Genomic DNA, 26533 nt, shown 5'->3' on the forward strand with positions numbered 1-26533 from the left:
TGCAGGCGGCAAAGGCGTTAAAAATTAAAAGCTGTTTGAGCAGCTTTAGCTGCGAGTTATTTTTAATTTAGCCTTTACGGCTGCAATGCTGTCCCCAAGAAGGTATAGCCGCAAAATGCCTTTTTGATTCCTTTTGCGGCATAGGGCAAAAGGAATGCAAGTGATCTTCGATCACGCGCAGTAGCGGCAGTTAAAAGAACGTTTTTTAAGCAATAAAACTACCCTTCGTAATCGTCGGGCATAGGTTGATATACGTAGTTGGGATCGTTAAGGCGGCGGGGCAATTGTTCCATCTCCCATTTGGTTTCTTTGTCTACAACTTCTACAATGATGGGCCGACGGCTTGGCGAGTTCTCTTTTTCTTCTTTCTCGGCTTTTTCGCGACGTTCTTCACGCTCCATTTTCAGTATATGGGCAATGTCCGACGCTTTTGGTTCGCAGTGTTTTTCGGTTACAATTATTTCTTTCAGTTCCATCTCTTCGGGGTCGAGTGCCGAGGGAACATATTTCTTTTTCACTATTTTCTGGGTATAGCCTTCCATTTTTCGGCGCATGGCATTTCGAGCAAGACGGTACAAGCGTTCCTGACGCTCTTCGATTGCTTCTTCAACAGCCTGAGCAAATTCGGGTTTGTTTTTCTTCCATTCGTAAAACGTTTCGCGGCTTATTTCTGCTGCATCGCACACGTTAGCAATCGACAGGTAATCTTCGGAGATAAGGATGCAAATTTTTTCTACTGTTTCGGGGGTATANGCATCGCACACGTTAGCAATCGACAGGTAATCTTCGGAGATAAGGATGCAAATTTTTTCTACTGTTTCGGGAGTGTACTTTGCCATAATTCTAGTGGTTTTAAATATTAGTTTTTTACTTATAGATAAAACGTTCGAATTTTCTTCGGGATATTTTTGGCAACCGGTTGTTATTTAGTTAAATATGGTATTTGCTTCTTTTTTTAATCATGTTTTAGTTTTTGTGCTTCGAACAACAAAGCTTTTTACTATTGCCGTTGATTATTGTTTAAAAAAGTTAAATAGAGGAGAGTCTGCTTTAGTGTATAAGATAATCGTATATATTTGCATTAACAGCCGTGTTAAACAAAGCTGTTAATAAGAAAAAATAATATGTCTACAAAAGAAAAAAACAACGAACAACTTATACTGGAGGCAGCAGAGGCCGTTTTTTTAGAAAAAGGCTACGATAAAGCTAAAACAACCGAAATAGCAAAAAGAGCGGGTGTAACTCATGCAATGTTGCATTACTATTTCCGGACAAAGGAGAACTTGTTTGATATGATATTTCGGCAAAAATCGGAAATGATGTCAAAAGTATTATTAATATCATTTGAGCAGGATTTGCCTTTTCTCGAAAAGGTAAAAAAAGGTATCGAAAACCATTTCGATGCAATAGCTTCTAATTTTCGTTTGCCCGGCTTTGTATTCAGGGAAATACTGGATAATCCGGAGCGTCGGGAAAAATTCTTGAAAGTAGTTTCGCCAAAAGCCTTAGCTGTTTTAACCAAGTTTAAGGATGAAATGGACATTGAGGTTGCTAAAGGAAGCATTCGCCCTATAGAAGCTTATGACCTTATTATGAATATTATGTCGCTTAATATATTTGTGTTCATCATATCTCCGATGGCTAAAGAATTGTTGAATATGAATGATGATGATAAATTTAAAGCTTATTTACAGCACCGTAAAGCAATGAATGTTGAACTGATTTTGAGCCATTTGAAAGTATAATTTTTTTATCACGTTGTTAACAGGGTTGTTAATCACGGCTGTTAACAAGATAAAAACAAGAATTAATTATAAATAAACACTTATGAAACCCAGCGTATTTATCTTATTTCTGATTTTTTATTATCCTGCGTTTTGTTTTGGGCAAATACGGATAGAAGATTGTTATGCAAAAGCAAAAGCCAATTATCCGCTTATCAAACAATATGGTCTTATCGAGAAGTCGAAGGATTATAATTTGTCGAATGCCGGTAAAGGTTATTTGCCTCAGTTTCAGTTGTCGGCAAAAGCTACATACCAATCCGAAGTTACAGAAATACCTGTAAATATTCCGGGCGTCGAAGGTTTACATAAAGATCAATACAGTGTTACGCTGGACTTGGATCAAACAATATGGGATGGAGGTGTTATCGGTTCTAAACGTAACGCAATAAAAACACAAGCCGAGGTAGACCAAAAGAATATAGATGTAACAATGTATAGTATTAACGAAAGCATCAATCAGTTATTCTTTTCAATACTATTGTACGATGCTATGCTTGAACAAAATGTGCTTTATCAAAAGGAATTGCAACGAAATTACGATCAAATAACAGCATATATAAATAACGGCATAGCTAATCAATCCGATCGGGATGTGATTAAAGTAGAGCAACTGAAGGCGAAGCAAAACCAATCGCAACTCAGGCACGATAAACAGGCCTTTATGCAAATGTTATCGGCCTTTATCGGAGAACGAATAACCGAAAATGCAGTATTGCAGAAGCCCGAAATACACTCGTATTTATTACTGGATATTAACCGTCCTGAACTGGAATTATACGATGCACAGTCGCGAAATATGGATGCGATGAGGAAAGAAATAAAAGCGGGATTAATGCCTAAACTGGGTGTCTTTCTGACAGGAGGATATGGGCGTCCCGGATTGAATATGCTTGAAAACGAATTTTCGGCTTATTATATTGGGGGAGTACGACTTACATGGAAGTTTGGGGGCTTATATACACGGAAAAACGATCTCAGGGTTATCGAAACCAATCAGGAATCTATACGAACCCGACGCGAAACCTTTATGTTTAATACTAATCTGGAGGCGACTCAGAAAAACAGCAATATCAGGAAACTGAACGAGGTGCTGGCTTCGGACGATGATATAGTTACATTGCGGGGTTCTATCAAGCATTCGGCCGAGGTTAAGGTTCATAACGGAACTATGTCGGTTACCGATTATATGCGGGAAGTAATTGCCGAACAAATGGCTAAGCAAGACAAGATAACACACGAACTTGAACTTATTCAGGCAATATATAATCTGAAATATATAACAAATAACTAAAATACAATGAAAATAAGCAATCTACTATTTATCGCGATCGGTATAATAATTGTATCTGCTTGTGGCAGCAATGACGATTTCGATGCCTCGGGCGTATTTGAAACAACAGAAGTAATTGTTTCGGCAAGGGGAAGTGGCGAGTTGGTGCAATTTAATGTGCAGGAAGGGCAATTGGTCGATTCCACTTCGTATATCGGGGTTATCGATACTGTGCAGCTTCATCTAAAGAAGCTGCAGCTGATAGCATCGGCAAGTGGAGTTAGCAATAAACAGACGAGCATTCCGAAACAAATTGCAGCATTGCAACAACAAATTGCTACTCAAAAGCAAGAGCAAAAACGTTTCGAGAATCTGGTTAAGGCAAATGCTGCAAACCAAAAGCAATTGGACGATATTAATGAGCAGATAAAACTGTTAGAGAAACAACTGGCTGCTCAGCTGGAAACGTTGAGCAACACAAACAGTAGCATAAAGGATGAGAACTTGTCTCTGAACATGCAAATAGCTCAGATTGAAGACCAGATCGAAAAATCGATAATTACCAGTCCAATTAAAGGAACGGTTCTGGCAAAGTATGCCGAACGTGGTGAGTTGGCTACACAAGGACGGGCTTTGTTTAAAGTTGCCGATATAGAACGCATGTATTTGCGGGCATATATAACAGCATCGCAGTTAACTATGCTGAACATGGGACAACAGGTAAAAGTGTATGCCGATATGGGCGAAAAAGACCGTCGCGAGTATCAAGGTACGGTTACGTGGATATCCGATAAGGCGGAATTCACACCTAAAACAATACAGACCCGCGACGAGAGGGCTAACTTGGTTTATGCAGTGAAGATTGCAGTGAAAAACGACGGATACATCAAAAGGGGGATGTATGGAGAAATACGGTTTTAAAAACAAAGTTGAAATGAGTGCGGTTTCGGTAAAAGATATAAGCAAAAGCTTTGGTTCGGTTCAAGCCTTAAACAATATAAGTTTTGAGGTGCCCGAAGGGTGTATCTTCGGGATAATAGGTCCCGATGGTGCAGGAAAAACCTCTTTGTTCCGCATACTGACAACCTTAATGTTACCCGACAAAGGAGATGCTTTTGTAGATGGAAGCCACATTAAGAACGATTACCGGCTGATTCGTAAAAAAATAGGATATATGCCGGGGAAATTCTCCCTGTATCAGGATTTGACTGTCGAAGAAAACCTAAACTTTTTCGCAACCCTTTTTAATACAACCATCGAGGAGAACTACTATCTGATAGAGGATATATATAAACAAATAGAACCTTTCAGGAAAAGGAGAGCAGGTAAGTTATCGGGAGGGATGAAACAAAAACTGGCACTAAGCTGTGCTTTAATCCATAAACCTAAAGTCTTGTTTCTTGACGAACCGACGACGGGAGTCGACCCTGTATCGAGAAAAGAATTCTGGGAAATGTTGAAGAAGCTGAAAGAGCAGAATATAACAATACTGGTATCGACCCCGTATATGGACGAGGCTTCGCTTTGCGACTATATTGCTCTGATGCGTAACGGTTCGTTTATGCAGATTGATACCCCTGATAATATTGTAGCCCGGTATTCCGAAACTTTATGGGCGGTAAAGGGAGATGCTATGTTCGGCTTGTTTAACGATCTGCGCAGTTATAATCAGGTTAAAACCTGCTTTACATTCGGGGATGCCTTACATGCCGCCGTCGATAAAAGCCTGACCATGCTCGATTTAAGAAATTATCTGGAGCAAAAAGGCCATACCAATATCAATATTCAGGAAATAAAACCTTCGATCGAAGACTGTTTTATGTTGATGACCGAAACACAAGCATAATGAAAGAAACTGTAATACAAACCGAAAACCTGACCAAAAAATTTGGCGATTTTGTTGCTGTCGATAACATTACTTTCGAGGTGGCAAAGGGCGAGATATTCGGATTTTTAGGAGCTAATGGTGCGGGAAAAACAACGGCGATGCGAATGTTATGCGGTTTAAGCCTGCCAACATCGGGCACGGGAACTGTTGCGGGTTTTGACATACGGAAACAGTCGGAAGATGTGAAAAAGAATATCGGCTATATGAGTCAGAAGTTTTCGCTTTACGACAACCTGAAAGTGTGGGAAAACATACGGCTTTTCGGGGGGATATATGGAATGAAAAGCAAACAGATATCCGAAAAAACCGAACAGATATTGGACGAATTGGGGTTCAGCGACGAAAGAAATACACAGGTAAGGGAACTTCCATTGGGATGGAAACAAAAACTTTCGTTTTCGGTATCTATTTTCCACTCTCCGAAGATTGTATTTCTGGATGAACCTACCGGAGGAGTCGACCCGATTACCCGGCGCCAGTTTTGGGAACTGATATATCAGGCTGCTGACAATGGCATCACGGTTTTCGTAACTACCCATTATATGGACGAGGCGGAATATTGCAACCGAATTTCGATAATGGTAGACGGAAAAATGGTAGCATTAGATTCTCCTCAAAATCTGAAGCTCAAATGCGATGTGCAAAGCATGGATGAGGTTTTCCGTTTTTATGCACGGAGGGCTACGCGCGAATAATTGTCAAAAAAAAAGAAATTAATATCATCAGATGTCTCAATTTTTATCGTTCATAAGAAAAGAATTTTACCACATCCTTCGGGATACACGCACAATGCTCATTCTGTTAGGGATGCCAATTGTGCAGATTATTCTTTTCGGGTTTGCAATAAGTACCGAAGTAAAGAATACTAAGGTTGCGGTATTCGATCCGTCGAAAGATGCAACTACCCGCCATATTATCGATAGGTTTCAGGCAAGCGAATATTTCACCGTGTCCGACTATTTGTATAACCCCGATCAGATAGAGAAAGTACTGAAAGAAGGCAGGGCTAGTATTGTTATGGTTTTTGACGAAAACTTTAGCAATAACTTATTGCACACAGGCAAGGCAGATATTCAGTTGATAGTTGATGCAACCGATCCTAATCAGGCAACAACAATAACCAATTATGCAACAAATATTCTTAACCGGCAATATTCCGAAATAACAGAGGGTAGCTCCGGCGCACCTTTTACCATCGTTCCACAGATACGAATGCTCTATAACCCACAGATGAAGGGTGCTTATAATTTTGTGCCAGGAGTAATGGGGCTTATACTGATGCTTATTTGTGCCATGATGACATCTATAGCCATAGTTCGCGAAAAAGAGACAGGAAGCATGGAGGTGTTGTTGGTTTCGCCCGTTAAGCCCATATATATAATACTGGCAAAAGCTGTTCCTTATTTTACACTATCGATAGTGAATTTTATTACCATTCTCTTATTGTCGGTATTTGTGTTAGGCGTACCAATTGCAGGCAGCTTGGTGTTGTTAACGGCAGTGTCGCTGTTATTTATTCTTGTGGCTCTGCTATTCGGGCTTTTAATATCTAATGTAGTAAATACACAGGTTGCAGCTATGCTTATTTCGGGTATGGGGTTAATGTTGCCAACAATATTATTGTCGGGTATGATGTTCCCTATCGAAAGCATGCCCGCAATATTGCAATGGATAGCGAATATTACGCCGGCGCGTTGGTATATAGAGGCAGTCAGGAAATTGATGATACAAGGTGTTGACGGTGTATTTGTGATAAGGGAGTTTGCCATTCTTATATTTATGGCTTTGGTGCTTATGGTAATCAGTTTACGGAGTTTCAAAACGCGTATGCAATAAAAAATGACGGTTATGAATTTTTTATTATTAGAGGCTTTGGTGCAAATAGAGCAGGAGAAAGAAAATACGGCTGAAAACAACAACGCCCGTGCCGAGGATAATGCTTCGGACGAAAACATTAAAGACGAAGAGCCATGCTGAAATTTCTGTTGGAAAAAGAGTTTAAACAAATACTTCGGAATTCGTTTATCCCAAGGATGATTATTGCTATGCCTGTTATGGTAATACTAATTTTGCCTTGGGCGGCGAATCAGGAAATAAAGAACCTGAAAATAAGCATAGTGGATAACGACCACAGCACATATTCTGCACGCCTTATAGAGAAAGTTGTTTCGTCGGGTTATTTTCATATTTACGATGTTGCCGATACTTACGGTAAGGCTATGGAAAGTATTGAATCGGGCAATGCCGATCTTATCCTTAATATTCAACCCGATTTCGAGAAACATCTTATGCAGGGAGTTGCTGCCGAAGTAATGATTTCGTCGAATGCCGTGAACGGAACAAAAGCAGGGCTTGGATCGGGATATCTGGCTACAATTATAGCCGATTTTTCGGACGACTTGCGCGAGGTGCATGGTTATAAGGCTACTGCTAACGGCGGGGCTGTTATAAACATTGTGCCCAACAATAAATTCAATTCTTCTCTCGATTATAAGGTGTTTATGATTCCGGCTCTTACGGTAATGCTTTTAACCATGCTTACAGGCTTTTTACCTGCACTGAATATTGTTAGCGAAAAAGAGGCCGGAACTATCGAACAGATGAATGTTACACCTGTAAATAAATTTGTGTTTATACTGGCAAAACTTATCCCCTATTGGGTTATAGGCTTCATTGTTATTTCCATATGTTTCGGAATAGCCGCCCTTGCCTACAATCTGTTTCCTGCGGGCAGTCTGGGTACGGTATACCTGTATGCGAGCGTATATATACTTGTTGTTTCGGGGCTGGGGCTGGTTATATCGAATTATTCGAATACAATGCAGCAGGCCATGTTTGTTATGTTCTTTTTTATGCTTATCCTTATTCTTATAAGTGGTTTGTATACCCCTATAAACAGCATGCCCCAATGGGCACAAGCTATTGCGGCTGTTAATCCTTTAAAATACTTTATCGAAGTTATGCGTTCGGTATATCTGAAAGGAAGTAGCCTGACCGAACTGACCGGTCAGTTATATATACTTTGCGGATTTGCCGTATTTTTTAACGGATGGGCTGTATTGAGTTATAGAAAAAGCAGCTGATTTTTTGCTGTTCTTTTAAGGCTCCTTACTTTTGTCCCCGGCATGTGTCGGATAAGAAGAGAGTAGATTTTTTTTTCATCGAAATTTCACACATTTCTGAAATACAGCGTGTTAAATATTATGTGTTAACACTTTGTGTCATTTCGTGTCGGCATTTTGTTGCGATTTGACACAAAAAAATCATTTTTAGTACTTACCTTTGTGCCCGCAAAAGCACAAATGTGCTGCATTATCCTCCCGATATTTCGTATTTCGACTATATAAAAAACGAATAACATATTTTATAATCCGAAACGCAAAGGTGGTAGGCCTTGTATTGTTTGCGATAAATATTTTTGTGTCTAAAACTCTTAGCGTTTAATAAAAAATAACTATACATCGAAATGAAGAAAGTATTACTCTTATTCGTGCTGTGCCTGTTGGCATATACAACGCAGGCGCAACAAAAAATTACCTTCACATGGGATTCCTTTGCCAATGGGGCTAAATCTGTAAGCTTGCGGGCAACAGCAGGAACAGATAATATTACCGTGGACTGGGGAGACGGAACCATCGCTAAATTGAGTGGTACAGGAACAGATGCTTCTACATCGGTCACAGGTCTTATAACTTACACCGAAGCCAAGAGCTATACTGTTACCATAACGGCAGATGCGGGAACCGACCTTACCTATTTTAGTGTATATCTAGATATGAACCTGAGAAGCCTTGATGTGAGCAAAGCTACCAAACTGACATCTCTGATATGCCGTGGAGACGGCAATTGGCTTACCGAATTGGATGTGAGCATGCTTCCCGAACTGGAGACCTTATATTGTTTCAGCAATCGCCTCAAGAAACTGAAAATTAGCGAAGCCGTTAACACAAAACTAAAATCATTACTCTGTTATAAGAACCGTTTGCCCTTGTCGCAACTTTATCCTATATGGGCGAATAAGAATATAAGCACATCTAAAAACATAGATGGCCAGTCTTTTACCGATAGCATAATGGTAAATGCATACACCGACCTGAGCTCGGAACTCTCTTTTGGCGGGGTAGAAACCCAATTCACTCTTTTCGTTTACAACTATAACAGTTACAGCTGGGAACAAACTCTTGTGAAAGGTAAAGACTATTCGTGGGATGCAGGCAGGCTTTATTTCCATAAAGAAGGATATTATAAAGTGGAAATGACCAATCCCAATGTACGCAATGGCACAAGTGACGAAGGTTCCGACCTTACCGTAACGGCATTTTATCTGGTAACACCACCTGCCGTAACCTTCACCTGGGCGGGTAGTGCATCGAGCAAACGTTTTAGTTTTAGGGCAACCTCTGGCACCGATAATGTGGTGGTAGACTGGGGCAACGGCACCCAATCGACATATAGTGGAGGCGGAGATGAAAGTCCTAAAGCAGCTTGGGTAACTTACGGCGACACCAAATCTTACACGGTTTCCATCAGTACCGTCAAAGGCTCAGAGCTGACTATGTTGTCTTGCTTTGATAATCAACTAAGTGCTTTGGATGTCACAAACAATCCGGCATTACGCTCTTTGTCTTGCTATAAAAATCAACTAAGTGCTTTGGATGTTACAAATAACCCGGCATTAAGCATTTTGTATTGCTTTAATAATCACCTAAGTGCTTTGGATGTTACAAATAACCCGGCATTAAGCATTTTGTATTGCTTTAATAATCAACTAAGTGCTTTGGATGTTACAAATAACCCGGCATTAACCGCTTTGTCTTGCGATAACAATCAACTAAGTGCTTTGGATGTTACAAACAATCCGGCATTAACCGCTTTGTATTGCGATAACAATCAACTAAGTGCTTTGGATGTCACAAACAATCCGGCATTAAGCTATTTGGATTGCTATAATAATCAACTAAGTGCTTTGGATGTTACAAATAACCCGGCATTAACCGCTTTGTCTTGCTTTTATAATCAATTGCCGTTAACAGCATTATATGCTGCTATAAGCAATGGAGCGCCTTATACCAATGCTCTTTCCATATCGCCTCAAACCTTGGCAGCAGATACTGTTCAGGTAAATGCAGGTATTGCCATTCCGGTAATCGATGGTACCGAAAGCGAAGTTACAGTAGTCAATGCAACAGCCGGCACAGACTACACTTATGCCAACGGCACACTTACTTTCTTCAAAACGGGTGAATATACCGTAACTATGACCAACAGCAAGGTGGTTGGCAAAGATGGTAGCAAAGCAGAGGTAAGAGTTACATATACGGTAACACCGCCTGCCGTAACCTTCACCTGGACGGGTAGTGCATCGAGCAAAAGTTTTAGTTTTAGGGCAACCTCTGGCACCGATAATGTGGTGGTAGACTGGGGCAACGGCACCCAATCGACATATAGTGGAGATGACAGAGCTAAAACAGCTTCGGTAACTTACGGCGACACCAAATCTTACACGGTTTCCATTAGTACCGTCAAAGGCTCAGAGCTTACCCTGTTGTCTTGCTTTAATAATCAACTAAGTGCTTTGGATGTCACAAACAATCCGGCATTACGCTCTTTGGATTGCTATAATAATCAACTAAGAGTTTTGGATGTCACAAACAATCCGGCATTACGCTCTTTGTCTTGCTTTAATAATCAACTAAGTGCTTTGGATGTCACAAACAATCCGGCATTAACCGCTTTGTCTTGCTCTAATAATCAACTAAGTGCTTTGGATGTCACAAACAATCCGGTGTTAAGCTATTTGTCTTGCTCTAATAATCAACTAAGTGTTTTGGATGTTACAAATAACCCGGCATTAAGCTATTTGTATTGCGATAATAATCAACTAAGTGCTTTGGATGTTACAAACAATCCGGCATTAACCGATTTGTCTTGCTCCACTAATCAACTAAGTGCTTTGGATGTCACAAATAACCCGGCATTACGCTATTTGTCTTGTTCTGAAAATCAACTAAGTGTTTTGGATGTCACAAATAACCCGGCATTACGCACTTTGTATTGCGATAATAATCAACTAAGTGCTTTGGATGTTACAAACAATCCGGCATTAAGCACTTTGTATTGCGATAATAATCAACTAAGTGCTTTGGATGTTACAAATAACCCGGCATTAAGCTCTTTGTATTGCACCCATAATCAATTGCCGTTAACAGCATTATATGCTGCTATAAGCAATGGAGCGCCTTATGCCGATGGTCTTTCCATATCGCCTCAAACCTTGGCAGCAGATACTGTTCAGGTAAATGCAGGTATTGCCATTCCGGTAATCGATGGTACCGAAAGCGAAGTTACAGCAGTCAATGCAACAGCCGGCACAGACTACACTTATGCCAACGGCACACTTACTTTCCTCAACACGGGTGAGTATACCGTAATTATGACCAACAGCAAGGTGGTTGGCAAAAATGGCTACAAAGCAGAGGTAAGCGTTACATATACGGTGGAAGGCTTGCCGGTAGGTATTGGCAGCAACAATAGCGATGTGTTCTCGGTTTATCCAAATCCTGTTTCCGATGTGTTGTATATCAAAGCAGCCGATGTTCGGCAAGTCGACGTTTACAACGTGCAGGGTGTGGAGGTTATTTCGCTGTCGGGCAATATTCAAAAGCTGGATATGAGTAGCTTAACACCAAATAGTTATGTGGTTATTGTGCGCACAACCGACAGATTGTATCGGGCAATAGTGGTAAAAAAGTAAACGATCTTTATAAAACTATATACCAGAACGGGTATCTCTATCAATAGGGGTATCCGTTTTTTTGTGACTACATTGGTTACACATTACTGCTATATTGGTAAAAAACGCATTGGGTTGGAACATACATAGTCCGATTAATCTATAAAATGAGGTGTATTCGTAGATAAAACGTATATTTATGGCGGAGTATAGTGAAAATGCATCAAATTATCCAATTCATATCAGCCTAATTATAAAGATATAAATTATCTAATTTTAATGCTACACTTTGGAAAATATTAAATAACTAATTTTGAACGCTTTATCTTATGAAAAGAGACTTGTACCAATTGACCTTAATAATAATCTTTGTTATTGGAGGTGTTTTTAATTTATCGGCTCAAATATCAGATGAAACAAGCCCTGAGGAGTTGAAACTACCCAATGCTTATATTGTAAATCCGGGTAGTAGCATTAGCATTCCCATCATAAAAGCTTATGCAATATGGACACAAATAGAAAGTTTGTCCAATACAAATCCCGATTTATCTGGTAATATTACGGCAGAATTGCTCTGGCAGGATAATCAGTCGCTAATATCTTCGGTATCAATACAAGGAACGGCAAAAACCGCAAATATTAATATTGTAACAAACAGCAATAAGGGTAATGCGGTAATCGGACTGAAAATTGGAGGAATAATAAGATACAGTTGGCATATATGGGTAACTGACTACGACCCGAAAAACCAAAATATCAGATATGCGGCCGATGGCGAAGAGCTGTTTTTTATGTCTACAAACTTAGGAGCAACAACCGATTTGAACGATAATCCGGAATCTTTCGGATTGTTATATCAGTTCGGGCGTAAAGACCCATTCCCCGGAGCCGGTTCGATACTTGAAAATAACTACAGCAATATAGGACGCACAATATACGACATTGACAATAATGTATTGGATCAAGGTATAAAGTATGAAGATGTAATCGAAACCCATAATTTAGCCAACGCTATCCAAAATCCTTTAAGTTATTATGTTGGGAATGACGTAAACGGTAAGGACTGGTATAGTTCCAATCCTCTACATAATGATACATTATGGTGCGGAACAACCGGAGAAAAGGGTGTATTTGATCCGTCACCCGAAGGATGGCGTATACCTCCAGCACACAAAATGTATCCAAATTTATTAAATGAAGCAGAGCAAAATATATCGGGGTATTCAATGAGTGGCAGCAGGGATTTTACAAACGGATTGTTTTTTATGACCAGAGACTATGGAATGTATTGGTCGTCAACGGCAAACAATTCCTTAGCATATTACATGTTTCTTTCCGATCTTTTGGTACAGGCAAAAAGTTCCCATTATCGTTCAAATGGATACTCTATTCGTTGTATAAAGGACTTAAACTACGGAACCAATATTAGTAATGAAGTGCTAAACAAGTCTCAGTTAAACGTATTTACCGATAAAAATACTATAATAGCAAATGCTATTGACGAATCGTATTATGGATGCTTTGTGTCGGTTTATAACACTAGCGGAACCCTTGTTGCTAAAACCAAAATACTTGGTTCTCATGCTATCTTGGCAAGTAATGTAACGGCAGGACTTTATCTTATTAAGATAACAGGAAACAATAAATATACCACTAAAGTACTTGTAAAATAAAAAATACTATATAACATGAAGAAGTTATTATCACTAATCTATATCGCTGCATTTGTATTGAATCTCCCACTAGTGGCGCAGAACAACTTAAGCAATAATTTGATTTTACATTACGAGTTTAACGATCCATCGGGAAGCACAAAAGTAACCGACTCATCGCCTATGGCAAATCATGGGACAATAAAAGGATCGGGTGCTGCGGTTTCAAACGGACAGATAAGGCTTCCCGGAGGTAATGCCGGTTCGAATGCAGCCTATATACAATTACCAACAGGTATGTTCGACAATCAGAATACGTTGACTATCTCGGTTTGGTTGAAGAACGAAACCGGCTCAGGCAATTATGCTGCTATGTTTTTCGGAACAACACAAAGCCCGCCTCTTCAATACTGGTTACTAAACCCGGCAAATATGGACGGACGTTTTAAATCGGTTATAACAAACCATATACAAACAGGCTCGCCCTGGACCAGTGAGTACGGGTTTTCTCCAACCACGGCTTCACAAGGGATGAATGGTGTTATAACTAGTAACGAATGGGCGCTATACACAACTATTATTCAACCGGAGGTTATCAAGGCTTATTACAACGGAACGAAGATAGGAGAAGTTGCTATCAGCCGTACTGTCAGCGATTTTGGTAGTAATTTAGTAGCTTATATCGGACGATCGTCATATAACGACAAGTTTTATAAAGGATCTGTCAAGCGAGTAAAAGTATTCAAAACAGTTTTAACCGATTTTGACATAAAAGACGAATATTATTTAGGATTGGGCAACGAAGCACTCCTGAATGCCTTAGAAGAGGATAAAAATGCACTCAGCTTTCCTGCCGAAACCGATATGATGAACAATTTGGTATTACCTGCTATGGGTAGTAATGGTAGCCGTATACAATGGGCATCATCAGATATTGCTTTCATCAGCGAGGACGGACAAATAATGCGTGACAAAAAGCTTGATCGTGAAGTTGTATTGACTGCAACCCTTACATTGGCTGGTAAATCTGTAAAAAAATCGTTCCTTATCAACGTTTTGGCTGACACTCCCGAAAGACAGTTGGAGTATATAACCAGTAAATTTGACCTAGGAATATCTTATGTGACGGAAAATATTGTTTTGCCTTCTGTAACAGGCGAAGATTATGCTATATCGTGGGTTAGTAACAACAATTCTTTTCTTGATAATAATGGAATCGTTAATCGTCCGGCTGTGGGTAGCGGAAATCAACAAGTTACATTAACTGCTACAATATCGAAAGGAGGCCTCTCTTTAAGTAAAGACTTTGTGGTAACTGTGGCTGAAGACAGTTATGGATACTTAATGAGCTATATTATGTCAGGTGGAACCGAACGGACAAATAGTTTCTTTATAGCAAACAGTCAGGATGGTTCGGCTTATACATCGCTAAATAATAGTAAAGCTGTTGTATATCCTCTGGTTGGCACAAAGAAACTCCGTCAGCCTTGGTTATTCAGAAAGGCCGATGGCTCTTTTGGTATGATGGCAACAGATAACAATAGTAATGGAGTTATTATATACCATTCGCCCGACTTGATTAACTATGTAGATGAAACATATCTGTCACTAAATAATGAAAAGATAAATATCGTGATGTTCATGTGCGATTATAACAATGCTAAGCGCGCTTATTCTATCAGGTGGCAGGGCAGAAATGGTAAATACTATGAAACTACTACGAAAGATTTCAAAACAATAGAATCAACTGTCGAAATAGCTGCATTTTCGCGTCCTGCTACTTCAGGTACATATCCAAACAAAGCAATTGATCGTAGCGTAATTGCTCTTACTAAAGATGAATATGACAAAGTTGTAAGAAAATATGGAAAAATTACCAATACAGGAATCGCCGGCATAAATCCTATTACCATTCAAAACGGAGGTCAACTTGATTTGCCTGACAGAGTTACTGCAGAATACAACGATGGATCGACTAAACAATTAGGAGTTGAATGGAGTGAAGAAGATATAAATAATATCGATTTGGGTTCTCCCGGAGAATATACCATAAGCGGAATTGTTCAGCAACCCGATTATGCAAATCCATTAATCCGTCAACGTGCTGATCCGTGGATTACAAAAGGAGATGACGGTTATTACTACTTTACGGCATCGTACCCAATGGTCGGATCCAGCGATCCGGAAGGTTACGACCGTGTGATATTACGACGTGCAACTAGCATTGAAGGTTTAGCGACAGCCGAAGAAATAACAATCTGGGACGAAAAAAATTGTTCTTCATGTTTCCGTTATGTATGGGCTCCGGAAATTCATCAGATAAACGGAACTTGGTTCGTTTTCTTCACAACATCTATAAATAATGCTGCTTTCAACATTCGTCCGCGTGTTATAACTTGCAGTTTAGGAGAAAAAGACCCGTACAATCCGGCTTGTTGGGAAACTGTCGGACATCTGATGGAGCCGTCGAATGGAGATAACACTTCATTTAGAGACTTTTCGTTAGATATGACATATTTCGAGAATAAAGGAACTCATTATGTAATTTGGGCACAAGCAATAGGCTATTCTAGTTTAGCTATAGCATCAGTAAATGGAGCGCAACCTTGGAAAACAACAAGTGCTTACACGCTTTTAACTTCGCCCGAATATGCATGGGAATGGGAAGGCCCCTGGGTAAACGAAGGAGCGGCTGTTATAAAGCATAACGGAAAGATATATGTGGCTTTTTCGGCTTCGGCTGTTAATCATACATATTGTGTAGGCTTGATATATGCTGACGAAGATTCTGATTTGTTAGATATAAAGTCTTGGACTAAAGTGAGATATCCGTTGTTGTCGACAGAGGATTTACCAGAAGGTCAAAGTGGTCCGGGGCACAACTCTTTTACAACAGATAAATACGGAAATCCTGTTATTGTGTATCATGCCCGTAACCCGAAAGAAACAACAGATGGAGGATTATATGATCCGGGACGTCATGCTTTTGTGAAAAGTGTTAATTTTGCATTTGATGGAACTCCTATCTTTAATATGAAAAGAGAAGATGAATTAAATCCTGCAAATAAAAATATATCGATAAAAATAATTGTAGAGTAGTGTTTTTGTACTTACAACGCAAAAACTAGCCTATTTAGGACACGAGTGGTCGGAAGAAATTCCGATCACTTTTTTTATTTTTAGGTTTTGAAAAAAAAATATTAGGATCTTCTCAGATCTCCATAAAAAAGGGGTGGGGGAGATAATTTGTTAATTTTTATCTTTGGAAAAAAGGATATGGTTCGAAGATAGTTATAGTTTCCTTCAGGTTTATTAGATTGCTTACTATTTTGAAGGTTGAAGGCAGTAGTACGCAGATAAAGTTTTATTTGGGAGGAAAGAATAATCGAGATGATTACGGATCAAATTTTAGGACAGTATCAATTAAATAATTATTAATCGAACGCACTGTGTTCTTAAATATGTTACAAGGAAGTAGTAAATACAAAAAAAGCAGCTACATATTATTGTAACTGCTTGATTTTCTGTGGTGGGCGTTGACGGATTTTAAATATTCCATCTAACCCATATACTGTCAGTTATTTAACTATCGAAAAATGTATTCTACTCACTCGTTACTCACTCCGTTTTTGGAGTGATTTTTAAGAGAACTTTTCCTCTTTAAGTGATAGGACAAAGGTAGAAATAAATTTGTAGATTTCCTAATTACTATTTTGTTTTTAGCTCAATAATACATATTTTTATGTATCTTTGTGCGAGAAATAAAATCCAAGAAGAGGATATGAGTAAATATATCGAAGAATTCCATAAACTCAAAATCTTCCATAAAAAAGATATTGTTGTATTGACCGGTGACGAAAATGCAGCAAAAGAACTTTTGCGGAGGTATAAACAGCAAGGGCTAATATCACAAGTAAGGCGAGATCTCTACGTTGCAACGGATTTGGCTACAAAAACCAGTTCTGCTTCAAAGTACGAAATAGCCAGTCAAATAAACTCTTCTTCTTACCTATCCTACCATGCTGCATTAGAATATCATGGTCTGGCTCATCAGGTATTTTATGAAATGCAGGTTTCATCCAAAGAGAGGTTCAACAACTTTGAGTACGATGGGATTAGTTATATTTATTCGGAATCGAAATCAGATGCCGGAGTTATTATTCCTCCTGCCGATACATTAATCAGAGTAACCGATTTGGAACGCACTGTTTTAGATTGCATTAATCAAATAGACCGAAGTGGAGGACTGGAAGAAATGATAGAATGTTTTGCCCTTATCACTTATATTAACGAGCATAAACTACAAAACTATTTGAAGCAATTCAATAAACAGGTTCTTTATCAAAAGACAGGATTTGTTCTTGGCTACTTTCAAAAAGAAATGAAGTTAAGTGATGCTTTCTTTGATTTTTGTAAATCCAAGATTGGGAAAAGTATCCGTTATCTGACAGATCAACAGGAATCCAATGTGTATTTTAGTGAATGGAAGCTTTACGCTCCTAAAAACATTCTTTCATTTTTAGAACAAGGAGGAAACGTCAATGTATAATTATAGCAAAACTGATTTGGAGAGAATAGCTTCCGGTACAGATTTTATTCGGGATAATCTGGAAAAAGTATTCCGGCTTTGTGATATCTTGAAACACTTAAATGAAAATCCTTTATTTGCAGAACATTTGGCATTAAAAGGAGGAACTGCAATTAACCTGACAGTTTTTAATCTTCCACGCTTATCGGTTGATATCGATTTGGATTTTACCAAAGAGTGTTCACGGGAGAAAATGATGACAATCCGGGAGAATATCAATCAGGATTTTTTGAACTATATGTTTACACAAGGATATGCTTTGAGTCCTAATACCAAAAGTCCGCATTCTCTTGATTCATGGGTATTTTATTTCCAGAACGCAGGAGGGAATAAAGATAACCTGAAAGTAGAGATAAACTATTCTTTGCGAAATCATATCTTGCCAATAGTTGAAAAGAAAGTGAATATAGACTTTCTACAATTTGACTCTGAAGTAAAAACACTCTCTACCCTTGAACTATTTGGGAGTAAAATTAAAGCTCTTATTGAGCGGACAGCTCCCCGGGACTTGTATGATATTCACAATATGTTGAAATATAACATCATCCATCCTGATGAGATGAACAAACTCCGCAAAATTATATTATTCTATCTTGCTGTAGGAGGAAGTGATAAACCTTCAAACAGTTATAGTCTTGAAAGTATTGATAACTTGAAATTTGCACAAATCAGGAGTTCTTTACTTCCTGTCCTTAGGAAAAGCGAACGATTTGACTTTGAATCAGCCAAAGTAGAAGTGAAAGAGTTTCTTATGAAACTGATAGTATTTACCGAAGATGAAAAGTCATTTATTGAAAACTTTAACGGCAATATTTATCGACCGGAATTATTGTTTGAAGATATCGAAATTGTAGAGCGGATCAAAGATCATCCAATGGCAGTTTGGAAGATGAGGAATAACAAATAACAAGATTTACATGTCCGAATTATATGTGATTTTTTCGGACAAACCACGTGAATTTTTGAACATTTTTGGAGATAATCCAAAAATACCGCCATTTTCTTGGAGTGTAATCCAAATTTATTGTTAAAATTCATATCTACTTTCTTTTCGGAGCACGTTTCCCGACTAACAGTCCAATATCTTGTAGTTTTCTTCGCAAACGAGCTAGCTTTATGAAAGCTATCGGAGATAAATGAGAAAATAGATAGGCATGTAAAGGTGTAAAAAATACCTGCTTTGGAACAAGAACAAAGTAGAAGCTTACCTTGCTTTACTTATTCCTGCTATAATAGTTGTAAAAGAGGGATTTAGCTCACATATTAATCCTCAATGTAATAGATTTAAGATTAAAATGGTATCTTTGGCGATTAGAAATAGAACAGCTCTTCAAATGGTAACGCAAAGTGAACAAATATTAGAAAACGGTTTGATAAAAACCTTACAAGATAATGGATATGAGTATATTCAGATAAAAGAAGAAGAAAACTTATATACCAACTTCAAAACTCAACTCGAAAAACATAATAAAAAACAATTAATATTACATAATAGAGAACGGTTTACTGAAAAAGAATTTGAAAAGATACTTATTTACTTAGAGGGTGGAACCCGTTTTGAGAAAGCCAAAAAACTTCGCGATTTATACCCTCTTGAGTTGGAGGGAGGAGAGCGCATCTGGGTTGAGTTTCTTAACAAGAGCAAATGGTGTCAAAATGAGTTTCAGGTTTCCAATCAAATCACGATTGAAGGACGAAAGACTTGCCGATACGATGTTACAATCCTTATTAATGGTCTACCTCTTGTACAGATAGAACTCAAGAAAAGAGGTGTTGAGTTGAGAAAAGCATATGACCAAATACAACGTTACCACAAAACCTCTTTCAGCGGGCTGTTCGATTATATACAACTATTTGTAATTTCTAATGGGGTTAATACTCGTTACTTTGCTAACAATCCGAATAGCGGTTTTAAATTTACATTCAACTGGACTGATGCAGAAAATAGACCCTTCAATGATTTAAGTATGTTTGCTAACTTCTTCTTGGAAAGATGTAATCTTGGAAAGATGATAAGCAAATACATTGTTCTACACGAAGGGGATAAATGCCTGATGATACTCCGTCCCTATCAATTTTATGCAGTAGAAAGAATTTTGGATAAAGTTCAGAATTCTAACAACAATGGATATATTTGGCATACAACAGGAGCGGGCAAAACATTAACTTCTTTCAAAGCAGCCCAATTAGCATCAGAAATCGATGGCATAGATAAAGTCCTTTTTGTTGTAGATCGTAGAGATTTAGATACTCAAACTCAAGCAGAGTATGAAGCCTTTGAACCAGGAGCAGTAGATAGCACTGATAATACACTTGAATTAATTAAACGTTTGAGTGGAAGTTCTAAAATTATTATTACTACTATCCAAAAACTAAATACAGCCATAACCAGAGATTATTACAACAAGCATTTACAAGAGGTTAGTGATCAGAAGGTTGTGATGATTTTTGATGAATGTCATCGTAGTCATTTCGGTGATAGCCATCGAAATATCGTTCGCTTCTTTAAGAATTTGCAGATATTCGGATTCACAGGTACACCCATCTTTGTCGAAAATGCCAAACAGGAGATAACAACTAAAGAGGTTTTTGGAGAATGTTTACATAAATATTTAATAAAAGACGCAATCGCTGATGAAAATGTTTTAGGCTTTCTCGTTGAGTATTATAAAGGAAATGACGAACAGGTTGTTGATTACGCAAATGAAGTACGGATGAAAGAAATAGCTAAATTCATTCTTGCTAATTTTAATAAATCAACATTTGATGGTGAATATAATGCTCTATTTGCAACACAGTCAATATCAATGTTATTACAATACTACAAAATATTTAAAGAATTAAACTCCAAAATCAAGATAGGAGCAATATTTACTTATGCGGCAAATGGTAATCAGGATGATGAACAGACCGGAATGAATCAAGGATTTGCATCCGAAACTGTAGAAGCTGACGAGTTACAGCGTATTATGAATGATTACAATCAAATGTTTGGGACAGCTTATTCGACTGAAAACTTTAGGGCTTATTCTGATGATATTAATTTGCGGATGAAAAAGAAGAAAGCGGATATGCCGCCTTTAGATTTGTTGTTAGTGGTTAATATGTTTCTTACTGGTTTTGATGCAAAAAAATTAAACACGCTTTATATTGATAAAAATTTAGAATATCATGGACTTCTCCAAGCATTTAGTCGCACAAATCGTATACTTAATGAAAAGAAACGTTTTGGGAAAATAGTCTGTTTTCGTGATTTAAAAAACAATGTAGATACAGCTATAAAACTTTTTAGCAATGATAATCCTATCGAAGATATCATCAGACCACCTTTTGAACAAGTTAAGAAGGAATTCAATGAATTACTTCTAGATTTCAAAGAGAAATATCCTAATATAAACTCGATTGATGGACTGAAAAGTGAATATGACAAGCGGGATTTCGTATTAGCTTTTCGAGAAATTATAAAGAAAAGAGCAGAAATACAGCTTTATGAAGAATTCGACAAAGACAATACGGAGCTTGTTATGCAGGAGCAAGAATTCGAAGACTTTCGAAGTAAATATTTGGATATTGCCGTTGGAAATATAAATATCACCGATACAAATATTGCAGCAGAGCCAGAGATTCCTTACGGAGATGATAGAACACTTGACGATATAGATTTTTGTTTGGAATTACTTCACAGCGATATAATCAATGTGGCTTACATTTTGGAACTTATTGCGGACTTGAATCCTTCCGCTGATGATTATCAGGAAAAACGTCAACAAATCATTGATACAATGATAAAAGATGCGGTAATGCGGAATAAAGCAAAACTGATCGATGGTTTTATCCGTCAAAATATAGATGACAATAAAAATGGATTCGAAAAGTCTAAGGCTGATGGTTCTATCGATCTTGAAAGTAGACTAAACGAATACATGAATAAAGCAAGGGAAGAAGCCGTAGAGTATCTTTCTGATGAAGAGGATATAGATAAGGAAGCATTAATTCAATTCTTACAGGAATATGATTACCTACAGCGAGAAAAACCTGAAATCATTCAAGAAGCAATCAAAAAGAAAAAAGTAAAATTAAAAGAACGTAAAACGATTCAATCTCGTATATTAAGAAAGTTACGAGAAATTATTAATTTGTTTAATTGGGAATAAGCATATATGAGTATATTCAGATTAGTAGGGCAATTTGATATTGTTAAAGAGCTCCCTTTCAGATTTGAAAAGGATATCCAAACATTAGTCGAAAAAAATGTGGATATATTATTGCATTTGGAGTTCATTCGTTCAGAATTTTCTCTGAATAATTTTAGGATTGACACTTTAGCTTTTGATATAGAAACGAAATCATTTGTTATTATAGAGTATAAGCGAGACAAGAATTTTAGTGTTATAGATCAAGGATATGCATATTTGTCTCTAATGCTTAACAATAAAGCTGATTTTATTCTTGAATTTAATGAATCTAGACAAACGACATTAAAGCGTTCAGATGTGGATTGGTCTCAATCAAGGGTGATTTTTATTTCTCCTCAGTTCACAAATTACCAAAGAGAAGCTATCAACTTTAAAGATTTGCCTATTGAATTATGGGAGATAAAAAGATTTGAGAATGAGACTATTTCCTTTGAACAAATTCAAAAGTTTTCTGCAAAAGAAAGTATTAAGACTATTTCTCGAAGTGATAAAACAGTAGAAGAAGTAAATAAAGAAATAAAAGTATATACAGAACAAGATCATTTACTAAAAGTTGATTTCGAAACCAGAGAATTGTATGAAAATGTAAAAGAACGACTAATGTCATTGGCTGATAATATCACAATGCAACCCAAAAAACAAACAATTGATTTTCGAATTGCCAACAATATTTTTTGTGATATTATTTTACAAAACAAGAAATTGAAAATATATGTAAATCTTAAAAGTGGTGATTTACAAGATCAAAAAGAAATAGCTCGAGATGTATCAAATGTAGGCCATTGGGGAAATGGCTCCTATGAAATTAAACTTACAGATTTAGATGATATTGATTACATCATTAGTTTATTGAAACAATCTTTAAGAAAAAACAGAAAATGAGTGAAGAATTACAACAGAAACTGCGTGCTCAACTATGGGCAGTCGCAAATACATTGAGAGGGAATATGTCGGCAAGTGACTTTATGTATTTTTCGTTAGGTTTTATTTTTTATAAATATCTTTCGGAAAAAATAGAGTTATATGTAAATGACGAATTAAAAGAAGATGGTTGTACTTTTCAAGAAGCTTGGGCAGGCAATGATGTTGAGCTAAAAAATGATATAAAAGAAATTTGCATCGAAAATCTAGGTTATTTTATACAGCCGGAATATCTTTTTTCTACAATTATAGGAATGGTTGAGAAAAAAGAGAATATTCTTCCTGCTCTCGAACGATCCTTGAAACGCATAGAGGATAGTACTACCGGACAAGAAAGCGAGGATGATTTCGGAGGTCTTTTTTCCGATATAGACTTGGCTTCTCCCAAACTGGGAAGGACTGCTGACGACAAAAATAAATTGGTCAGTGATGTGCTTATTGCATTGAATGGAATAGATTTCGGTCTTGAAGAGGCGGAAGAAATTGATATTCTTGGTGATGCTTACGAATATATGATTTCTCAATTCGCGGCCGGAGCAGGAAAAAAGGCGGGAGAATTCTATACGCCTCAGGAGGTTAGCCAGATATTAGCTGAAATTGTAACTACTGGAAAAACACGATTGAAAGATGTATATGATCCAACCTGTGGCAGTGGCTCTCTTCTGCTCCGCACAGCTAAAAGTGGAAAAGCAGATGTGATATACGGGCAAGAAAAGAATCCGACAACTTTCAATCTTTGTCGCATGAATATGCTTTTACATGGAGTAAAATACAACGATTTTGACATTCAAAATGGAGACACATTAGAAGCTGATGATTTCGGAGAAAAGCAATTTGATGCAGTTGTGGCAAATCCTCCTTTTTCTGCCACGTGGAGTGCTGCAAGCAAGTTTAATAACGACGATCGTTTCAGTTCTGCCGGAGTACTTGCTCCAAAATCGAAGGCTGATTATGCTTTTATTCTGCACATGATTTATCATTTGAATGAAAGTGGAACTATGGCTTGTGTAGCTCCACATGGGGTATTATTCAGAGGCAGTTCGGAAGGAAAGATTCGTCAATTTCTGATTGAAAAGAAAAACTTTATTGATGCCATAATTGGTCTACCGGCAAATATCTTCTATGGAACAAGTATTCCCACCTGTATCTTGGTCATTAAGAAATGTCGTAAAGAAGATGACAATATTCTTTTTATTGATGCCAGCAAAGACTTTGAGAAAATAAAAACTCAAAACAAACTTCGCCTGGAACATATCAATAAAATTATCGAAACTTACCGTAATCGTACAGAGATAGAGAAATACAGCCATTGTGCAACTTTGCAAGAAATTCGAGACAACGATTTCAATCTGAACATTCCTCGTTATGTAGATACTTTCGAGGAGGAAGAAGAAATTGATATTCACGCAGTAATGGCTGAAATCAAGGAACTTGAAGCCAAGAGAGCTGAGTTAGATAAAGAAATCGAAGTGTATTTGAAAGAATTGGGACTCGTCCTTTAATTTTTTCTATCTGAAATCCTTAATGTTTATAGCTAAGAAAATAAATGAGTGCAATGAAGCAAGATAGAAAAGAAAAAGGCAATGTTCCAAATTTGAGATTTCCGGAGTTTGAGGGAGAGTGGGAGGAATATAAACTTTCGGATATTGCTCAAAAAATAACAACAAAGAACAAAAATGGTAGAATTAATAATGTTATTAGCAACTCTGCTCAGCACGGCCTTATTCCTCAATTGGATTTTTTTGACAAAGAGATAGCTAATGATGACAATACTGGAGGATATTATATAATTGAAAATGGAGATTATGTATATAATCCGAGAAAATCGGTAACAGCTCCATATGGTCCTGTAAATATTTATAATGGGGACAATTTAGGTATTGTCTCTCCACTATACCTTTGTTTTAAGGTCAAAAATATTAATAAAAGTTTTTTGTTTTATTTCTTTAAAAGCTCCTTCTGGCATAGATTTATGTATTTGAATGGAGATAGTGGTGCTAGATATGATAGAGTAAGTATAAAAGATGAAACATTTTTTAAGCTACCTATACATTGTCCAGAAAGAGAAGAACAGGAAAAAATAGCCCAATTTTTATCTTTGCTTGACCAGCGTATTGAAACTCAAAGCAAAATAATTGAGGACTTAAAAAAACTAAAGACTGCACTTGTGGATGTACTGTATAACTTCCATAATAGAAAGTCTTTCTTACGGTTCCCTGAATTTTCAGATTGTTGGCAACAATATACATATGGAGATTTATTTCATGTAAGTACTGCAAGAAATATAGATCAATCTATAAATCTTATTTTATCTGCAAGTCAAACACGAGGGATGATTGAACGTGATAAAATAGATATTGATATAAAATTTGAACAAGCTTCGACTCGAACATACAAAATTGTTCAGTCTGGTAATTATATTATTCATTTGCGCTCATTTCAAGGAGGCTTTGCTTTTTCCGAAAAAGAAGGCATCTGTAGTCCAGCGTATACGGTTTTAAAACCAACTCATTTATTGAAATATGCCTTTATGAAAGATTATTTTATATCCAGTCGATTTATAAAAACACTAAAATTAGTCACATATGGTATTAGAGATGGACGATCGATAAATGTTGAGGAATTTTTAAAATTACCTATAGCAATTCCGTCTTTGGAAGAGCAATCAAAAATCGATGAGATACTGATTGCCCTTGAAGATAAAATTTTCAATGAATATAAGCTATATATTTCATTTATAAAACAAAAACAGTGCTTACTTAAAAATATGTTTATATAAACAAATATCTTAAAAGATAATATTTTTGTTGTAAATATTTTTGCTGCAAGTTAGTCTCAATATCAATCCGTCTATCTATTTCTGAAAGAAAATTTCCAATTTTCTTCTGTTCATTTAAATTTGGAATAGAGATTTTAATACGGGAAAAATTGGGATAAAAAAGATACACTCTAACCCCTCCTTCACCATATACATCATAATAGAAATTTACTCTTTTAGATTTCAAAAGATATGAAGCCCAACTAGAATCGATACTATCTTTCAATTTAAAGCATACATAAAGAGAACTGATCATACAAGGGAAATCCCCATTGTATTGTGCAATTGAGCCTACATTTATTCTGGCTGGGTTATAAGCAAATTCTCCTGATTCTATAATTTTATAAGAGCCTATATCTTCACCTATCATTTCACGATCTCCAAATTTTTCAGATTGAACAACAAATCCTTGATCATTTGTAACAGAGTACATTGGAAAAACCTTTTTCTCCTTATTGCGGCGATTGAAATTATTGGTAATATTCCCCAGTGTTGTTTTTAGATGCTTTTCTCCAAATTCAGAAAATCTTATGAGAGTTTTTCCTTCATCGAGGAAATTATATAATCCATCCACAAGTGCAGTCAAAGGAGATGCATAATCCTTAATTAAAGGGATTAGACAGATTCTCTTTAAAGAAACAACGACCTGGAAAAGCTGTAAGATTGGAGATATTCTCAAA

General features: G+C 37.2%; 19 protein-coding genes. 17 read left to right on the forward strand and 2 right to left on the reverse strand.

Annotated features, from left to right (window positions below; genetic code table 11):
- Nucleotides 1-218: 218 nt before the first annotated feature.
- The gene (locus D0T53_RS04840; protein WP_163265648.1) at nt 219-839 is read right to left on the reverse strand and encodes a phBC6A51 family helix-turn-helix protein; all 621 of its coding nucleotides are present in this window, start codon (nt 837-839) and stop codon (nt 219-221) included.
- A gap of 285 nt (nt 840-1124) precedes the next feature.
- Here D0T53_RS04840 and D0T53_RS04845 point away from each other — a divergent pair, with 285 nt between their 5' ends.
- The 17 genes from D0T53_RS04845 to D0T53_RS04920 all read left to right on the forward strand — a co-directional run bounded on the left by D0T53_RS04845 (nt 1125) and on the right by D0T53_RS04920 (nt 25814).
- On the forward strand, nt 1125-1745 hold the full coding sequence (locus D0T53_RS04845) for a TetR/AcrR family transcriptional regulator (protein ID WP_163265650.1): 621 nt from the start codon (nt 1125-1127) through the stop codon (nt 1743-1745).
- An 82-nt stretch (nt 1746-1827) separates the two neighbouring features.
- Nucleotides 1828-3078 (forward strand): TolC family protein, encoded by a 1251-nt coding sequence (locus tag D0T53_RS04850; RefSeq protein WP_163265652.1) that lies wholly within the window; start codon nt 1828-1830, stop codon nt 3076-3078.
- 6 nt (nt 3079-3084) lie between these two features.
- Nucleotides 3085-3978, forward strand: coding sequence for an HlyD family secretion protein (locus D0T53_RS04855; protein ID WP_163265654.1), 894 nt, complete (start codon nt 3085-3087; stop codon nt 3976-3978).
- 13 nt (nt 3979-3991) lie between these two features.
- Nucleotides 3992-4903 carry an ABC transporter ATP-binding protein gene (locus D0T53_RS04860; RefSeq protein ID WP_163265853.1) on the forward strand — a complete coding sequence of 304 codons (912 nt, stop codon included), beginning with the start codon at nt 3992-3994 and terminating at the stop codon, nt 4901-4903.
- Nucleotides 4903-5640, forward strand: a complete 738-nt coding sequence (locus D0T53_RS04865) for an ABC transporter ATP-binding protein (RefSeq protein ID WP_163265656.1) — start codon at nt 4903-4905, stop codon at nt 5638-5640. Before D0T53_RS04860 ends, D0T53_RS04865 begins: the two co-directional genes overlap by 1 nt.
- Nucleotides 5641-5671: 31 nt before the next feature.
- Entirely contained in the window at nt 5672-6781 is a 1110-nt protein-coding gene (locus D0T53_RS04870) for an ABC transporter permease (protein WP_163265658.1), read from the forward strand.
- A 12-nt stretch (nt 6782-6793) separates the two neighbouring features.
- A complete protein-coding gene (locus D0T53_RS13545) occupies nt 6794-6922 on the forward strand; it encodes a hypothetical protein (RefSeq protein WP_255489392.1) in 129 nt (42 codons plus the stop codon).
- Nucleotides 6916-8028, forward strand: a complete 1113-nt coding sequence (locus tag D0T53_RS04875) for an ABC transporter permease (protein WP_163265660.1) — start codon at nt 6916-6918, stop codon at nt 8026-8028. Before D0T53_RS13545 ends, D0T53_RS04875 begins: the two co-directional genes overlap by 7 nt.
- A gap of 383 nt (nt 8029-8411) precedes the next feature.
- Nucleotides 8412-11699: a T9SS type A sorting domain-containing protein gene (locus tag D0T53_RS04880; protein WP_163265662.1), complete on the forward strand. Its 3288-nt coding sequence runs from the start codon at nt 8412-8414 to the stop codon at nt 11697-11699.
- Between the two features lie 308 nt (nt 11700-12007).
- Nucleotides 12008-13351 carry a T9SS type A sorting domain-containing protein gene (locus D0T53_RS04885; protein ID WP_163265664.1) on the forward strand — a complete coding sequence of 448 codons (1344 nt, stop codon included), beginning with the start codon at nt 12008-12010 and terminating at the stop codon, nt 13349-13351.
- A gap of 15 nt (nt 13352-13366) precedes the next feature.
- Complete coding sequence (locus D0T53_RS04890) at nt 13367-16429, forward strand: family 43 glycosylhydrolase (protein WP_163265666.1); 3063 nt, start codon at nt 13367-13369, stop codon at nt 16427-16429.
- A gap of 682 nt (nt 16430-17111) precedes the next feature.
- A complete protein-coding gene (locus D0T53_RS04895; RefSeq protein ID WP_163265668.1) occupies nt 17112-17879 on the forward strand; it encodes a transcriptional regulator in 768 nt (255 codons plus the stop codon).
- Nucleotides 17872-18825 (forward strand): nucleotidyl transferase AbiEii/AbiGii toxin family protein, encoded by a 954-nt coding sequence (locus D0T53_RS04900; protein WP_163265670.1) that lies wholly within the window; start codon nt 17872-17874, stop codon nt 18823-18825. The genes D0T53_RS04895 and D0T53_RS04900 overlap by 8 nt, the downstream gene beginning before the upstream one ends.
- A gap of 427 nt (nt 18826-19252) precedes the next feature.
- A complete protein-coding gene (locus D0T53_RS04905) occupies nt 19253-22072 on the forward strand; it encodes a type I restriction endonuclease subunit R (RefSeq protein ID WP_163265855.1) in 2820 nt (939 codons plus the stop codon).
- Between the two features lie 6 nt (nt 22073-22078).
- Complete coding sequence (locus D0T53_RS04910; RefSeq protein WP_163265672.1) at nt 22079-22996, forward strand: DUF5655 domain-containing protein; 918 nt, start codon at nt 22079-22081, stop codon at nt 22994-22996.
- Nucleotides 22993-24537, forward strand: coding sequence for a type I restriction-modification system subunit M (locus D0T53_RS04915; protein ID WP_163265674.1), 1545 nt, complete (start codon nt 22993-22995; stop codon nt 24535-24537). The genes D0T53_RS04910 and D0T53_RS04915 overlap by 4 nt, the downstream gene beginning before the upstream one ends.
- A 53-nt stretch (nt 24538-24590) precedes the next feature.
- Nucleotides 24591-25814, forward strand: coding sequence for a restriction endonuclease subunit S (locus D0T53_RS04920; RefSeq protein ID WP_163265676.1), 1224 nt, complete (start codon nt 24591-24593; stop codon nt 25812-25814).
- On the opposite strand, the gene D0T53_RS04925 is transcribed toward D0T53_RS04920, so the two are convergent.
- On the reverse strand, nt 25807-26532 hold the full coding sequence (locus D0T53_RS04925; protein ID WP_255489393.1) for a restriction endonuclease subunit S: 726 nt from the start codon (nt 26530-26532) through the stop codon (nt 25807-25809). The two genes, D0T53_RS04920 and D0T53_RS04925, sit on opposite strands and share 8 nt — an antisense overlap.
- Nucleotide 26533 lies beyond the last annotated feature (1 nt).

Origin of the sequence: Dysgonomonas sp. 216 (genome assembly GCF_010501065.1) — a bacterium.
Classification (GTDB): domain Bacteria; phylum Bacteroidota; class Bacteroidia; order Bacteroidales; family Dysgonomonadaceae; genus QVMM01.

What these genes read in the sequence shown, in the direction of transcription:
- D0T53_RS04845 (WP_163265650.1), top strand. Translation starts at nt 1,125, where the DNA reads ATGTCTACAAAAGAAAAAAACAACGAACAACTTATACTGGAGGCAGCA.
- D0T53_RS04850 (WP_163265652.1), top strand. Translation starts at nt 1,828, where the DNA reads ATGAAACCCAGCGTATTTATCTTATTTCTGATTTTTTATTATCCTGCG.
- D0T53_RS04855 (WP_163265654.1), top strand. Translation starts at nt 3,085, where the DNA reads ATGAAAATAAGCAATCTACTATTTATCGCGATCGGTATAATAATTGTA.
- D0T53_RS04860 (WP_163265853.1), top strand. Translation starts at nt 3,992, where the DNA reads ATGAGTGCGGTTTCGGTAAAAGATATAAGCAAAAGCTTTGGTTCGGTT.
- D0T53_RS04865 (WP_163265656.1), top strand. Translation starts at nt 4,903, where the DNA reads ATGAAAGAAACTGTAATACAAACCGAAAACCTGACCAAAAAATTTGGC.
- D0T53_RS04870 (WP_163265658.1), top strand. Translation starts at nt 5,672, where the DNA reads ATGTCTCAATTTTTATCGTTCATAAGAAAAGAATTTTACCACATCCTT.
- D0T53_RS13545 (WP_255489392.1), top strand. Translation starts at nt 6,794, where the DNA reads ATGAATTTTTTATTATTAGAGGCTTTGGTGCAAATAGAGCAGGAGAAA.
- D0T53_RS04875 (WP_163265660.1), top strand. Translation starts at nt 6,916, where the DNA reads ATGCTGAAATTTCTGTTGGAAAAAGAGTTTAAACAAATACTTCGGAAT.
- D0T53_RS04880 (WP_163265662.1), top strand. Translation starts at nt 8,412, where the DNA reads ATGAAGAAAGTATTACTCTTATTCGTGCTGTGCCTGTTGGCATATACA.
- D0T53_RS04885 (WP_163265664.1), top strand. Translation starts at nt 12,008, where the DNA reads ATGAAAAGAGACTTGTACCAATTGACCTTAATAATAATCTTTGTTATT.
- D0T53_RS04890 (WP_163265666.1), top strand. Translation starts at nt 13,367, where the DNA reads ATGAAGAAGTTATTATCACTAATCTATATCGCTGCATTTGTATTGAAT.
- D0T53_RS04895 (WP_163265668.1), top strand. Translation starts at nt 17,112, where the DNA reads ATGAGTAAATATATCGAAGAATTCCATAAACTCAAAATCTTCCATAAA.
- D0T53_RS04900 (WP_163265670.1), top strand. Translation starts at nt 17,872, where the DNA reads ATGTATAATTATAGCAAAACTGATTTGGAGAGAATAGCTTCCGGTACA.
- D0T53_RS04905 (WP_163265855.1), top strand. Translation starts at nt 19,253, where the DNA reads ATGGTAACGCAAAGTGAACAAATATTAGAAAACGGTTTGATAAAAACC.
- D0T53_RS04910 (WP_163265672.1), top strand. Translation starts at nt 22,079, where the DNA reads ATGAGTATATTCAGATTAGTAGGGCAATTTGATATTGTTAAAGAGCTC.
- D0T53_RS04915 (WP_163265674.1), top strand. Translation starts at nt 22,993, where the DNA reads ATGAGTGAAGAATTACAACAGAAACTGCGTGCTCAACTATGGGCAGTC.
- D0T53_RS04920 (WP_163265676.1), top strand. Translation starts at nt 24,591, where the DNA reads ATGAAGCAAGATAGAAAAGAAAAAGGCAATGTTCCAAATTTGAGATTT.